General features: G+C 75.1%; 10 protein-coding genes and 2 tRNA genes. 2 read left to right on the plus strand and 10 right to left on the minus strand.

Translation table 11 applies throughout. The features are described 5' to 3' along the window. Positions 1-30: 30 nt before the first annotated feature. From ABT092_RS01955 to leuS, 5 genes are all read right to left on the minus strand, one after another. On the minus strand, positions 31-2,523 hold the full coding sequence (locus ABT092_RS01955; RefSeq protein WP_502968370.1) for a ComEC/Rec2 family competence protein: 2,493 nt from the start codon (positions 2,521-2,523) through the stop codon (positions 31-33). Further along, positions 2,520-3,314 (minus strand): ComEA family DNA-binding protein, encoded by a 795-nt coding sequence (locus ABT092_RS01960; protein ID WP_351238694.1) that lies wholly within the window; start codon positions 3,312-3,314, stop codon positions 2,520-2,522. Before ABT092_RS01960 ends, ABT092_RS01955 begins: the two co-directional genes overlap by 4 nt. A gap of 144 nt (positions 3,315-3,458) precedes the next feature. Continuing rightward, positions 3,459-4,319 carry a DegV family protein gene (locus ABT092_RS01965; protein ID WP_351238696.1) on the minus strand — a complete coding sequence of 287 codons (861 nt, stop codon included), beginning with the start codon at positions 4,317-4,319 and terminating at the stop codon, positions 3,459-3,461. Positions 4,320-4,424: 105 nt separating this feature from the next. After that, on the minus strand, positions 4,425-5,150 hold the full coding sequence (locus ABT092_RS01970; protein ID WP_351238698.1) for a hypothetical protein: 726 nt from the start codon (positions 5,148-5,150) through the stop codon (positions 4,425-4,427). A gap of 177 nt (positions 5,151-5,327) precedes the next feature. Next, positions 5,328-8,282: a leucine--tRNA ligase gene (gene leuS / locus ABT092_RS01975; RefSeq protein WP_351238700.1), complete on the minus strand. Its 2,955-nt coding sequence runs from the start codon at positions 8,280-8,282 to the stop codon at positions 5,328-5,330. A gap of 452 nt (positions 8,283-8,734) precedes the next feature. On the opposite strand from leuS, the gene ABT092_RS01980 reads away from it, so the two are divergent. After that, positions 8,735-9,742: a ferric reductase-like transmembrane domain-containing protein gene (locus tag ABT092_RS01980; RefSeq protein WP_351238702.1), complete on the plus strand. Its 1,008-nt coding sequence runs from the start codon at positions 8,735-8,737 to the stop codon at positions 9,740-9,742. After that, positions 9,739-11,334 (plus strand): NADH-ubiquinone oxidoreductase-F iron-sulfur binding region domain-containing protein, encoded by a 1,596-nt coding sequence (locus ABT092_RS01985; protein ID WP_351238704.1) that lies wholly within the window; start codon positions 9,739-9,741, stop codon positions 11,332-11,334. Before ABT092_RS01980 ends, ABT092_RS01985 begins: the two co-directional genes overlap by 4 nt. 74 nt (positions 11,335-11,408) lie before the next feature. Here the strand turns inward: ABT092_RS01985 and ABT092_RS01990 are convergent. The 5 genes from ABT092_RS01990 to rsfS form a co-directional block, all read right to left on the minus strand. Next, positions 11,409-11,481 (minus strand) — tRNA-Ala (locus tag ABT092_RS01990). A 112-nt stretch (positions 11,482-11,593) separates the two neighbouring features. Further along, on the minus strand, positions 11,594-11,827 hold the full coding sequence (locus ABT092_RS01995; protein WP_351238706.1) for a hypothetical protein: 234 nt from the start codon (positions 11,825-11,827) through the stop codon (positions 11,594-11,596). Between the two features lie 428 nt (positions 11,828-12,255). After that, a tRNA-Ala gene (locus ABT092_RS02000) sits at positions 12,256-12,328 on the minus strand. A gap of 106 nt (positions 12,329-12,434) precedes the next feature. Further along, entirely contained in the window at positions 12,435-13,115 is a 681-nt protein-coding gene (locus ABT092_RS02005; protein WP_351238708.1) for a histidine phosphatase family protein, read from the minus strand. Then, entirely contained in the window at positions 13,112-13,570 is a 459-nt protein-coding gene (rsfS, locus tag ABT092_RS02010; protein WP_351238710.1) for a ribosome silencing factor, read from the minus strand. Before rsfS ends, ABT092_RS02005 begins: the two co-directional genes overlap by 4 nt. Positions 13,571-13,642 lie beyond the last annotated feature (72 nt).

A 13,642-nucleotide genomic window follows, 5' to 3' on the forward strand; every position in this document is an offset into this window, starting at 1 on the left:
CACCGCCTTCCCTCGCGCAATGCTCACGGCTCACGGTCCGGGGCCGGTCGTACTCACCTCCGCCGTGCCGTCCCCGGTGCCGACCACCGCCACCGAACCGTCCCGGTCCGTGCGCAGCACCGTGGCCCCGGCCGCGCGCAGGGCGGTGAGGGTACGGGTCGCCGGATGCCCGTACGGATTGTCCGCGCCGGCCGAGATCAGCGCCAGCCGCGGTCCGGTGCGGGCGAGCAACTCCGGGTCCTGGTGCGCCGACCCGTGGTGGGCCACCTTCACCACGTCCGCCCGGGCCGGGCGGGTGGACAACGGCCCCCGGGCCAGGGCCCGTTGCGCGGGCGGCTCCAGATCGCCCAGCAGCAGCATCCGCAGCCCGCCGCTGCGCACCCACAGGGTCACGCTCGCGTCGTTGGGTTCGAGGGCGACCGTGCCGGCACCGGGCTGCGGCGGCCACAGCACCTCCCAGTCGACCGGCCCGACCCGGCGGCGCTCCCCCGCCACCGCCTGGCGCAGTGGCACCCCCCGGGCGGCGGCGAGCCGCCGCACCGCGGCGGCTTGGGCGGCCGGCTCCGCGAGTCCCGTCGTCTCGATCACGCCCACCTCGCGGCCCCGCAGCACCCCGGGCAGTCCCGCCACGTGGTCGGTGTGGAAGTGCGTGAGCAGGACCGACGGAACGCGGGTGATCCCCAGGCTCCGCAGGCACCGGTCGATGCGCCGGGGGTCGGGCCCCGCGTCCACCACCACGCCGGTGGCCCGCCCCGCCGCGAGGACCAGCCCGTCGCCCTGGCCCACGTCGCACATCACCAGCCGCCACCCGGGCGGCGGCCAGCCCGTGACCCAGCGGGTCAGCGGCACCGGACGCACCACCGCCACCACGGACACCAGCACGCACGCCAACGCCAGCCAGCGGTACCGCAGCGCCCAGCCGGCCAGCGCCACCGCCCCCGGGGCGAGCGCCACCAGGAGCAGCGCCGCGGGCCAGCCGCCGGACCAGGCGATCGACCCGCCCGGCAGCGACGCCCCCGCCCGGGCGACCCCGGCGATCCACTCCACCGGCCACCCGGCGCACCAGGCCAACGCCTCGGCGCACGGCAGCAGGACCCAGGAGAGGGCCAGCGCGCCGAAGCCCAGCACCGTGGCGGGGGCCACCGCGAACTCGGCGAGCAGATTGCACGGCACTCCGACCAGGCTGACCCGCTCGGCGAGCACCGCCACCACCGGAGCGCACACCACCTGCGCCGCAGCGGCGGCGGCCACCGCCTCGGCGAGCCGCCCGGGCACGCCCCGGTCGCGCAGGGCCGCGCTCCACCGCGGCGCCACCGTGAGCAGGGCCCCGGTGGCGAGGACGGAGAGCAGGAATCCGGGGCTGCGGGAGAGCCACGGGTCGTACAGCACCAGCAGGAACACGGCTGCCGCGAGCGCGGGGAGCAGCGAGCGGCGCCGTCCGGTGGCCATCGCCAGCAGGGCGATCCCCCCGCAGGCGGCGGCCCGCACCACGCTGGGTTCCGGCCCGCAGACCACGACGAAGCCGAGGCTCAGCGCCGCGGCCAGCGCCGCCGTGGTGCGCAGCGGGATGCCCAGCCTCGGTGCGAGGCCGCGGCGCTCGGCCGACTGCGCGGTGCCGGGCGGGCCGATCAGCAGCGCCAGCAGGATCACGAAGTTGCCGCCGCTGACCGCCAACAGGTGCGTCAGGTCGGTGGCCTCGAACGCCTCGCGCAGTTCGGGACCGATGCGCGAGGTGTCGCCCACCACCAGCCCGGGCAGCAACGCCCGTGCATCGGGCGAGAGTTGCGCGGTCGCCTCCCGCAGCCCGGCGCGCAGCCGCCCCGCGATCCGCTGCACCGTGCCGGGGCCCGCCACCGGGTGCGGTCCCCCGCTGCCGTCCACCCGCAGCACGGCGGCGACGTCCACGCCGTCCCCGTAGGGGGGCGACAGCCGTGCCGTGGTCCGCAGCCGGCTGGAGGGCAGCACCGCCAGCCAGTGCTCCCGCTCCCGGCCCGCGTCGACGAGGACCAGCACCGGGGTCCGGGTGGCGGTCGTCGCGCCGTCCGGGCCGCGCACCCGGACCACCCGGGCGTCCACCAGGAGCAGGGGCGGCGGTCCCCCGCCCGCCGACCGTTCCCGCGCCGGGCGGGGGTCGGCGGTCACCTCCCACTCCACGGTGGCGGTGGCGTAGCGGGCCGCGAGCTCCGGTACCGGGCCGCGCCGCACGTCCGCCGCGTGCAGGGCGGCCGTGGTGGTGGACGCCGCCAGGCACAGCAGGACCAGCGCACCGGTCGGGTGCCCCCGCCGGGTGCGCGGCGAGCCGCGGCGGCGCAGGGGCAGCAGCAGGACGGCTCCGACGAGTGCGCCGACCGCTACCCGGGCCGGGTGACCGGAGGGTGCCCCCAACGCCCAGGCGGTGGCCGCCCAGACGGTGAGCGCGGCCGGGACCAGGCGCAGGTCGGCGGGGTCCGTCCGGTTCGTCGTCGAGTGGGCCGCCGCGGGGGGCGGTCGACCCGACGAGGGGGCGCGCCCGACCGTCCTCACGGCTGCACCAGGTCCTTGAGGTCCGCGTAGCGGCGTTCGCCGATCCCGGTCACCTCCCGCAGCTGTTCCACGCTCCGGAAGGCGCCGTGCGCCTCGCGGTGGTCGATGATGCGCCGCGCGAGCACCGGGCCCACCCCGGGCAGTGCGTCGAGTTGTTCGGCGGTCGCCGTGTTCAGCGGGACGGGGCCGGTCGGTGCGGTCGGCCCGGAGCCGCCGGGCATGGTGGTGCCCGCGGCGCCCGGTGGCGGTCCGGTCGGGGGCGCGCCGACCACGACCTGCTCGCCGTCGACGAGGACCCGCGCCCGGTTGAGGCCCGTCAGGTCGGCCCCGGGGCGCACGCCGCCGGCGGCGCGGAGCGCGTCCGCGACCCGGGCGCCCACGGGCAGCCGCAGGACGCCCGGTCGTCGGACCTCGCCCCCGACGTCCACCACCACCCGGCGCCCGTGGGGCGTCGCGGAGGCGGCGGGCGCGGTCCGTTCCGGGGGCGCGGGGCCCACCGCCTCGGGGACCCGCACCGGCTGGGGCCGACCGTCCCGGAAGTGGTGGACGGCCAGCCCGACCGCGAGGACCAGCACCACGGTGAGGGCGACGAGCCCGCGCCACTCCAGTGCGCAGCGCGTGCGGAGCCAGAGCGGCAGTCGTTCCCGTACGGACAGTGCGCCGCGGTTCAGGCGTCCGAGGGGCCGGCCGTCCGCAGGGGGCGGGTGCGGTGGTGACGGGTCGCCGGGAGCAGTGCCGGGCATGGTGCCGGAAGGGCCGGAGGGATGGCGGGCGGGCGGTCGAAGGTCCATGCCCTCGACGGTAGGCATTCCCCGTCACTCTCGGTGATCATGAACAAATCCCGGGGATCACCGGCCCGTTGTGGATAACTCCGCCACTCGTTCCAGCGAATCCCCCACGTCCGAGTTGACGTCGAGTCAGTGGATGCGGGTGGCTCAGGCCCCACCGGGCCGTGCGGAGACCACGACCCCCAGCAGCCCGGGCCCGGTGTGCGCCCCGATCACCGCGCCCACCTCGCTGACGGGCACCTCGCCCAGTCCGGGCAGCCGCTCGTGGAGCCGTTCGGCGAGCCCGGCGGCCTTCTCCCCGGCGGCGAGGTGGTGCACCGCGATGTCGACCGGGCCGATGACGCCCGCCCGTTCCACCGCGATCTCCTCCAGCCGGGCGATCGCCCGTGCCGAGGTGCGCACCTTCTCCAGCGGCTCGATCCGCCCGTCGACCAGCTGGAGCAGCGGCTTCACCGCGAGCGCGGAACCGAACAGGGCCTGGGCGGCCCCGATCCGACCGCCCCGCCGCAGGTAGTCCAGGGTGTCCACGGAGAAGTAGGCGGAACTCCCCTCGGCCCGCTTCTGGGCCGCGGCCACCACCTCGTCGATCGAGGCGCCCGCCGCCGCGGCCTGCGCGGCGGCCAGGGCGCAGAACCCCAGGGCCATGGCGATCATCCCGGTGTCGACCACCCGGACCGGTATCGGCGCCGACCGGGCGGCGAGCACGGCCGCGTCGTAGGTGCCGGACAGTTCGGAGGAGAGGTGGAGGGAGACGATGCCCTCGGCCCCCGCTTCGGCGGCCCGCCGGTAGGTGGCGGCGAAGACCTCGGGGGCCGGGCGGGAGGTGGTGACGGGGCGGCGCTTGCGCAGCGCCTCGGCCAGGGACCGGGCGGAGAACTCGGTGCCCTCCTCCCAGGCACGGTCCCCGATGACCACCGTCAGCGGCACTAGGACGATGTCGTGCTGTCGCACCGCCCGCTCCGGCAGGTAGGCCGTGGAATCGGTGACGATGGCGACATGGCGGGACATGGCTTGGAGGTTACCCGCCCCGGCGGGAGCACGGCAGGCCGGGCCGGGGGCGGCCGGCCGCCCCCGTTCGCCGACGGGGCCCGTCCCGCTCATGACGGAGCGGGCTCAGGTGGTGCTCTCGGGCCGGGGCTGCTTCTTCTCCCAGGGACGGCTGGGCTGCGGGCCGGTCGGAGCGATGGCGGGGCGGGAGGAGGCCTGCTGCTGCTCCTCGGGGCGGGGCTCGCGCCGGACGGGCTCGGGCTCCGGCGCGGCGGGGGGCTCGGACCAGGAGAACGGGGCGTCCGCGGCGGGCGCGCTGGTCCAGTGTCGCAGCGCGTCCGACTCCATGCCGATCTGCTGGCTGAGGGTGTCGAGGTCGTCGTGGGCGAAGCGGTGGGCCCGTTCCCGAGCGGCCCAGCGCAGGGCGTCGGCGGATTCGGTGATCTGGTCGGTGCGCCGGCGCAGTTCGGGGAGCACGGTGGTGAGCTGGGTGCGGTCGGGCTCGGCCTCCAGCCGCTTCAGCTCGCGGTCCAACTCCTGCCCGTGCACGCTCAGCCGCTCGAAGAGGGCCAGGGACTCCTTGAGGGACTCGTCCTCGGCGACGCCGGCCTGGAGGGCGTCCTGGGTGACGCGCATGGAGGTGCGCAGGGTGAGCCGGAGCTGGGCCAACTCGCCGGCCGGACCCACCTGGGTGTAGGTCTTGGCCTTGAGGGTGGTGTCCTCGACCCGGCGGCGGGCCTGGTGGATGGTGCGGTCCACGCTGCGCTTCGCCGCACCGACCACCTTGACCGCCGCGTAGCCGCCCACGGCGACGAAGAGCACCACGAGCAGCAGGGCGATCAGCAGTTCCATATGAGTCCTCTCCCCGGTCCTCTCCTGCTCTACCACGGTAAACGCAAAAGGCCCGTTCGGGAGTTCCCCCGCGCCCCGACTCCGCCGCGCACGTCCCCTAGGGGAGTTTCCCGGAGTCCGGCGCGGGCGGCTCCGGGGAGGAATCCCTCCCCGGAGCCGCCCGGCGGCCGTACCGGCTCAGGCGGGCACGATGTTGACCAGCTTGGGGGCCCGGACGACGACCTTGCGCACGTCGGCACCGCCGAGTGCGTCCCGCACCTTCGCGTCCGCCAGGGCCAGGCGTTCCAGCTCCTCGTCGGAGACGTCCGGGGCGACCTCCAGCCGGGCCTTGACCTTGCCCTTGACCTGCACCACGCAGGTGACGGTCTCGTCCACCAGGTGGGCGGGGTCGGCCACCGGGAAGTCCCGGTGCACCACGGAGTCGGTGTGGCCCAGCCGGCGCCACAGCTCCTCGGCGACGTGCGGGGCCAGCGGGGCGATCAGCAGCACCAGGGGCTCGGCCACCGCGCGCGGGAGCGGTCCGCCGGTCCGGGTGAGGAGGTTGTTCAGCTCGGTGATCTTGGCGATGGCGGTGTTGAAGCGCAGGCCCTCCAGGTCCTGGCGCACCCCCTCGATCGTCTTGTGCAGGGCGCGCAGGACGTCCTCGGCGGGGGCGTCCCCGGTGACGGTGACCTCGCCGGTGGCCTCGTCCACGACGTTGCGCCACAGCCGCTGGAGCAGCCGGTACTGACCGACGACGGCACGCGTGTCCCAGGGGCGGGAGACGTCCAGCGGGCCCATCGCCATCTCGTACAGGCGCAGGGTGTCGGCGCCGTACTCAGCGCAGATCTCGTCCGGGGTGACCGCGTTCTTCAGGGACTTGCCCATCTTGCCCAGCAGTCGGCTGACCTTCTCGCCCCGGTGGAAGAACTCGCCGTCGCGCTCCTCGACCTCGGCGGCGGCCACCGCGATGCCCCGGGCGTCGCGGTAGACGTACGCCTGGATCATGCCCTGGTTGAACAGCTTGTGGAACGGTTCGGGCGAGGAGACGTGGCCCAGGTCGTACAGGACCTTCGACCAGAAGCGTGCGTACAGCAGGTGCAGGACCGCGTGTTCGGCGCCGCCGACGTACAGGTCAACGCCGCCGGTGGGCGCGCCCTCGCGCGGGGACATCCAGTAGCGGTCGATGTCGGGGGCGACCAGCTGCCGGTCGTTGTGCGGGTCGAGGTAGCGCAGCTCGTACCAGCAGGAACCGGCCCAGTTGGGCATGGTGTTGGTCTCGCGGCGGTAGCGGCGCGGGCCGTCGCCCAGGTCCAGGGTGACGTTGACCCAGTCGGCGTTGCGGGACAGCGGGGTCTCGGGCTGGGTGTCGGCGTCGTCCGGGTCGAAGGTGCGCGGCGAGTAGTCCTCGACCTCGGGCAGTTCCAGCGGGAGCATCGACTCGGGCAGCGGGTGGGCGACGCCGTCCTCGTCGTAGACGATCGGGAAGGGCTCGCCCCAGTAGCGCTGGCGGCTGAATAGCCAGTCGCGCAGCCGGAAGCTGACGGTGCCCTCGCCGATGCCCCGGCGGGCCAGCCACTCGGTGATGCGGGCCTTGGCGTCGACGACGCCCAGGCCGTCCAGGGAGACGCCCTCACCCGTGGAGTTGACGAGCTTCGCGTCGTAGGAGGCGAAGGCGTCGTCCCAGGTGGCGGGGTCGGTGCCGCGGTCGTCATCGGGTTCGACGACGCAGCGCATCGGCAGTTCGAAGGCGCGGGCGAAGGCGAAGTCGCGGGAGTCGTGCGCGGGCACGGCCATGATGGCGCCGGTGCCGTAGCCCATCAGGACGTAGTCGGCGATGAAGACGGGGACCTGCTCGCCGCTGACCGGGTTGGTCGCCCGGGCTCCCGTGAAGACGCCCGTCTTCTCCTTGGCGTCGGCCTGGCGTTCCACGTCGGACTTGGCGGCGGCCTGCTTGCGGTAGGCGGCGACGGCCTCGGCGGGGGTGGCGTGGCCGCCGGTCCAGGCCTCGCGGGTGCCCTCGGGCCAGGCGGCCGGGACGATCCGGTCGACCAGGTCGTGCTCGGGCGCCAGGACCATGTAGGTGGCGCCGAACAGGGTGTCCTGACGCGTCGTGAAGACGGTGATGACCTCGGCGCCGGGCACCGCCTCGGGCGTGCCGGAGACGGCGCCGGTGACGGCCGCCGCCGCGGCGCCGTCGACCGCGACCGGGAAGTCCACCCGGGCGCCCTCGGAGCGGCCGATCCAGTTGCGCTGCTGGAGCTTGATGGCCTCGGGCCAGTCCAAGCCGTCCAGGTCGTCCAGGAGGCGGTCGGCGTAGGCCGTGATGCGCATGTTCCACTGGCGCAGCTTGGCCTTGAAGACCGGGAAGTTGCCGCGCTCGGAGCGGCCGTCCGCGGTGACCTCCTCGTTGGCCAGCACGGTGCCGAGCCCGGGGGCCCAGTTGACGGGCGCCTCGGAGGTGTAGGCCAGGCGGTACTCGCCCAGCACGTCGGAGCGCTCCTTGGCGCTCAGCTCGTGCCAGGCCCGGGCGGTGCCCGGCACGGCGCGCTCACCGGACGCGAACTGGGCGACCAGGTCCTCGATGGGGCGGGCCCGGTCGGCCTCCTCGTCGTACCAGGAGTTGAAGATCTGGAGGAAGATCCACTGCGTCCACCGGTAGTACCCGGGGTCGATGGTGGCGATCGAGCGCCGCTGGTCGTGGCCAAGGCCCAGCCGGCGCAGCTGCCGCTTCATGTTGTCCATGGCGGCTTCGGTGGAGATCCGGGGATGGGTTCCGGTGGCGATCGCGTGCTGCTCGGCGGGCAGGCCGAAGGCGTCGAAGCCCAGGGTGTGCAGGACGTTGTGCCCGGTCATCCGCTGGTAGCGGGCGTACACGTCGGTGGCGATGTACCCCAGGGGGTGGCCCACGTGCAGCCCGGCACCCGAGGGGTACGGGAACATGTCCATGATGAACTTCTTGGGACGGGCCACCACGGCCGGGTCGCCCGCGAGGTCGCCGCTCGGGTTGGGCGCCTGGTAGGTGCCCTCCGCCTCCCAGACGTCCTGCCACCGTGCCTCGATGGCGGTGGCCAGGGTCGCCGTGTAGCGGTGCGGGGCCACGGCCTCCGCGGCGCTGTCCGCGGCGGCGGGGGAAGAATTCGTCTCGCTCATGGTCCCTACAAGCTCCATCGATCGTCATCTGCCTGCGGTCGTCGACCCGTTCGCCCGGTGGCGACGAGGTCCGGAAACGAAAAAACCCCTCGCACAGGAGGGGGAGCCGCGCCGATGCCGACCGGACTCGCGGCCTGCGGTCCCCCGAGGCGGCCCGGTCGGGTCCTCAGGTGTCCGCCGTCGTCCGTCAGGGTCCGGTCGGTACTGATCAGCGCGGCCCGCTAAGCAGAAGGCCTACGGCACGCATGGCGCCAGAATACCCCAGGGGTCAGGGCCCCCGCGACGCGCCCCGGGGGCTGCGATTACCGTGCGTACCCCTCCTTAACGGGACAACATCCGGGGCGGATCGCACCGCAGCGCGAAGCAATGGCCAAAACTCCATACTCAGCGCTCTGACCTCGACCTAGAGTGCCGCAGCGGGACCACCGTGCCGCGCCTTTGGGAGTCGCCCCATGAACCCCCACCACCCCAGACCCCTCCGGAGTCCCCGGGGCCACCGAGCGCCCCGCGGGCGCGGGCGGCGCCCCCGGCGCGCCGGCACCCCGGACGGACGGGCGCGCCGGACCCGGCGGCTCCTCGGAGCGGCAGGAACGGTCCTCCTGCTGCCGCTGCCCGTGGTCCTCGGCGGCGACGGGCTGAGGGACTTCGTCGACCACTGCGCGGGGGTGCTCGCCCTGGTCTCGCTCACCTGCTCGGTCGGCTGGGGGCTGCTCGCCTCCGACCGCCTCCTGCTGAGCCCCCGTCAACGGCTGCTGGCCCAGGCCGTCCACCGGACGACGGCGGTGGGGGCGCTCGCCTTCCTGCTGCTGCACCTCACCGTCAAGCTCGTCCTGGACCGCACCACCCCGCTGGCCGCGCTGGTCCCCTTCGGCCGCGGTTTCACCGGCTCCGCCGGACTGATCGGGCTGGGGTCGCTGGCCGCGCTGCTGATGCTGGTCGCGGGCCTCACCGGTGCCCTGCGCGGCGCCTTCGCCTCCCCCGCCCCGGTGGCGGCCCGCTGGCGCTCGGTGCACGCGCTCGCCTACCCCGCCTGGTGCGCGGCGCTGCTGCACGGACTGCACGCCGGACGGCCCCCCGCGGGCTGGGTGACGCTCCTGTACGGGCTCTGCCTGCTGGGGGTGCTCGCCCTGCTCGGGCTGCGCGCGGCGCCGCCCTCGGTGCGCCGCCGGGCCGCCGAGCGGTTGCTGGCCGCGCTGGCGCCCCCGCCCGTCGAGGCACCGGCCCCCGCCGCCGTACCGCCCCCGCCGACCGTGCCGCCGCGCACCCCGCCCCCCGTCGACCGGTGGCCGACGGCCCCGCGCCCGCCCGCCCCGTCGACGCCCGTCGCGGAACCCGCCGTCCACCACGGGGGCGAGCCCCATCTGCGTCCGCACCCGGCCGTGGAGTACGCCCCGGCGGTGGACCCGGACGGCACCGCGGGCGCCGACGTCTCCCGGGCCGTCGCCGGAGGCGGGCAGTGAGCGCCGGCGTCACCTCGCTGCCCGAGGTGCCCGAGGTCAGGGCGGCCGGGGTGCCCCGGCTCACGGCCGGCTTCGACCTGGCCGAACGGCTCGACCTCGCCGGCCATCTGGTGGTGCACGGCCCGCTGCCCCCGCTGAGCGGCGAACGGCTGGCCGCGCTCGCCGAGGGGATCGCCCTGCGCGGACGCGGCGGAGCCGGCTTCCCGTTCGCGCGCAAGCTGCGTGCGGTGGCCGACGCGGCGGTCCGCCGGGGGGTGCGCCCCGTGGTCGTGGTCAACGGCAGCGAGGACGAGCCCGCCTGCCGCAAGGACACCGTCCTGCTCAACCGTGCCCCGCACCTGGTCCTGGACGGCGCGCTGCTGGCCGCCGAGGCCCTCGGTGCGCGCACCCTGGTGGTCGGGGTGACCCGGGACTCGACCCGGCGGTCGACGGAGCGGGCCCTCGACGAGCGCGGCCTGGCCGACCGGCGCGGGGCGGGGCTGCGCGCCCGGGTGCAGCGCAATCCGCACCGGATGGTCACCGGCGAGTCCTCCGCGCTGATCCGCTCGATCGACGGCGGGCCGGCCAAGCCCCCGGGGCGCAAGGTGCGGGCCGCGGAGACCGGGGTCGGCGGGGCGCCCACCCTGCTGTCCAACGCGGAGACCTTCGCCCAACTCGCCGTGGCGGCCCGGACCGGCGTCGACCGCTACCGCTCCACCGGGGTCCCCGACGAACCGGGCACGGTCCTGCTGACCCTGTCCGGTGCGGTGGCCCGGCCCCTGGTGCTGGAGGCGCCCTCCGGGGTGCCGCTGCGGTACGCGCTCCAGCTCGCCGGGGCGCCCGCCGACCCGCAGGGGGTGCTGACCGGGGGCTACCACGGCCGGTGGCTGGATCCGGCCGCGGCCCACGGGGCGGTGGTCTCCCGGGCCGCCCTGGAGCGGGTGGGCGGCCGGTTGGGGGCCGGGGCCGTGCTGCCGCTCGCCCGGGACACCTGCCCGCTGGGCGAGGCGCTCCCGGTGGCCCGTTGGCTGGCCGGGGAGAGCGCCGGGCAGTGCGGGCCCTGTCACCGGGGGCTGCCGGCCGCGGCCCGGGGCCTGGAGGAGGTGCTCACGGGCGGCGGACCGCCCGCCCTGGAGGCCCTGCGGCAGATCACGGACGCCGTACGGGGGCGGGGGGCCTGTCGGCACCCGGACGGCTCGGCCGACTTCGTCGAATCGGCGCTCGTCGCCTTCGCGGACGACCTGGCCGCGCACGTGCTGGGCGGTGGCTGCGGCCGTCCGGTGCGGGCGGTGCTACCGCTGGGGACGGGCGGGACGGGAGCGGTCGACGGGGACGCGGGCGAGGCCAGCGGGCGGGTGCTGACCGTCGACTGGACGCTGTGCGAGGGGCACCGCCTGTGCGCCGACATCGTGCCCGAGCTGCTCCCGATCGGGCCGGACGGCTATCCCTCGGTCGCCGAGGTCCCGGTGCCGCACCGGTCGCTGGCCGACGCCGAGCGGGCGGTGCGCCGGTGCCCCGCGCTCGCCCTGCGGTTGGAGGCCGATCCACGGCACGCCGCCGGGCCGGAGGCACCGGGCCGGGGCCGTCGGGCCCTGCGCCGCGGCCGGGGGTGACGCCGGCGGAGGCGCGCGGAAAGCGGAAGGTCCCGCCCGGACGACCGGGCGGGACCTTCCGCTTCGAATTCTTGTGGAGCTAAGGAGAATTGAACTCCTGACCTCCTGCATGCCATGCAGGCGCTCTACCAACTGAGCTATAGCCCCGTGCTGTGCGCTTCCGGGTTTCCCCGGCGGCGACGCCAACATTAACGCCCCCTCCGGCCGTTCACCAAATCCGTTCCGGGAGCCCGTCCGGCGCCCGACGGCGGGCTCCGGTTCAGGCCGTGGCGAACGAGTAGAAGCGCTTGAGGGCGCAGTGCTCGTCCAGCAGCCGACCGTAGATCGGCTCCCCCTCCAGCTCCCGGTAGGTCTCGATGGGGTCGCCCTTGATGATCAGCGCCCGGGCGCACTCCTCGCACCAGTACTGGTAGTCGGAGTGGGCGGGCTCCATGTCCCGGACGATGGGCGTGCCGCTGCCGCACCAGTCGCACTTACGCCTGTGTGCACCCATCGCTCAGCTCCGGGGACGGCGGGGGCGGACCGGACCCGACGCGCCGGGCACGGCGTGCGCCCGGACGGGCGGCGCGGACGGGGTCGGACGGTCGGGACGGGACCCCGTGCGGAGCCCTCGGCGGGTGCGGCCCCCGTGGGGCACCCCCCGGACGAGGAGGCGGTCGCCCCCCTCGCGGATGCTCGAAGGCATCGCTTCTCCCTCCCGTCGGGCCGCGTCCCCAGCCGGCCCGTCGATTCTGCCACGCAAGGGCCGCCACGGTCAGCGACGACCGCGTACCGGTCCGGACACGGTCAGCGCCCGCCGCCGGCGCCACGCCCACCCGCGGCCGGAGCGGCGGCCCCCGGGCACGGGGACGTTCCGCGGCGGAGCGGGAACGAGAAAGGTGACCTGCCCCCGCTCGTGCGAGAACAGATCACCTTCGTCTGTGGAGCTAAGGAGAATTGAACTCCTGACCTCCTGCATGCCATGCAGGCGCTCTACCAACTGAGCTATAGCCCCGTGCGTTCTTCCCGCCCGGCGGGCTGAACAAGAAGAACTTTAGCCTGCGAGCGGCCGGAAAGTGAAATCCGCGTCCGCGGGTGCCGGCTCCGGCCGCACGGCGGTCTCAGTCGTCGTCGCCCAGGACCGGCTCGGGCAGGGTGCCCGCGTTGTGCTCCAGCAGACGCCAGCCGCGGGCGCCCCGGCCGAGCACCGACCAGCAGCAGTTGGAGAGGCCGCCCAGGCTCTCCCAGTGGTGGGAGTCGAGGCCCAGCAGGCGCCCGATGGTGGTGCGGATGGTGCCGCCGTGGCTGACGACGACCAACGTGCCCTCCTCGGGCAGCTTGTCGGCGTGGGCGAGGACCACGGGCGCCGCACGGTCGGCGACCTCGCTCTCCAGTTCGCCGCCGCCCCTGCGGATCGGCTCGCCGCGCTTCCACGCCGCGTACTCGTCGCCGTACCGCTCGATGATCTCGTCGTGGGTGAGGCCCTGCCAGACGCCCGCGTAGGTCTCCCGCAGGTTCTCGTCGTGGGTGACCGTCAGCCCGGTGAGCGCGGCCAGTTCGGCGGCCGTGCCGGCGGCCCGCTTCAGGTCCGAGGAGACGATCGCGTCCGGGTTCAGCGAGGCGAGCAACCGGGCCGCGCGGCGGGCCTGGAGGACGCCCGTCCCGGTGAGCTCGATGTCGCTGGTGCCCTGGAAGCGGCGGGCCAGGTTCCAGGAGGTCTGACCGTGCCGCCACAGGATGATGCGGCGGCTGCTCCCGGACTCGGAGAACGGCTTGAGGTCGGTGCGGCTGGAGGCGCTCATCGCAGTTCCCCGCCCAGCTCGCGCAGTTCGCCGGCCTCCTCGGCGGCCTGCTGGCGCTGCGCGTGCTCGGCGCCCTTGCCCCGGGTGGCCCGTGCCTCGGCGGGCAGCTCGATCTCGGGGCAGTCCTTCCAGAGCCGCTCCAGGGCGTAGAAGACGCGCTCCTCGCTGTGCTGCACGTGGACCACGATGTCGACGTAGTCGAGGAGGATCCAGCGCGACTCGCGGTCGCCCTCCCGGCGGACGGGCTTGGCGCCCAACTCCTTGGCGAGCCGTTCCTCGATCTCGTCGACGATCGCCTTGACCTGGCGGTCGTTGGGGGCGGACGCCAACAGGAAGGCGTCCGTGATCGCCAGGACGTCGCTGACGTCGTAGGCGAGGATGTCGTGCGCGAGCTTGTCGGCCGCCGCCTGGGCGGCGGCGGAGATCAGCTCTAGGGAACGGTCCGTAGCGGTCACTGCGCGGCTTTCGTCGGTCGGTCAGTACCCCTCCAGGGTCTCACGGTCGGTTGACCGCGGACCAAACGATTA

This window comes from Streptomyces sp. NPDC002490, assembly GCF_040296045.1.
In the GTDB taxonomy this organism is placed as follows: domain Bacteria; phylum Actinomycetota; class Actinomycetes; order Streptomycetales; family Streptomycetaceae; genus Streptomyces.

What these genes read in the sequence shown, in the direction of transcription:
- ABT092_RS01960 (WP_351238694.1), bottom strand. Translation starts at nt 3,314, where the DNA reads ATGGACCTTCGACCGCCCGCCCGCCATCCCTCCGGCCCTTCCGGCACC.
- ABT092_RS01965 (WP_351238696.1), bottom strand. Translation starts at nt 4,319, where the DNA reads ATGTCCCGCCATGTCGCCATCGTCACCGATTCCACGGCCTACCTGCCG.
- ABT092_RS01970 (WP_351238698.1), bottom strand. Translation starts at nt 5,150, where the DNA reads ATGGAACTGCTGATCGCCCTGCTGCTCGTGGTGCTCTTCGTCGCCGTG.
- leuS (WP_351238700.1), bottom strand. Translation starts at nt 8,282, where the DNA reads ATGAGCGAGACGAATTCTTCCCCCGCCGCCGCGGACAGCGCCGCGGAG.
- ABT092_RS01980 (WP_351238702.1), top strand. Translation starts at nt 8,735, where the DNA reads ATGAACCCCCACCACCCCAGACCCCTCCGGAGTCCCCGGGGCCACCGA.
- ABT092_RS01995 (WP_351238706.1), bottom strand. Translation starts at nt 11,827, where the DNA reads ATGGGTGCACACAGGCGTAAGTGCGACTGGTGCGGCAGCGGCACGCCC.
- ABT092_RS02005 (WP_351238708.1), bottom strand. Translation starts at nt 13,115, where the DNA reads ATGAGCGCCTCCAGCCGCACCGACCTCAAGCCGTTCTCCGAGTCCGGG.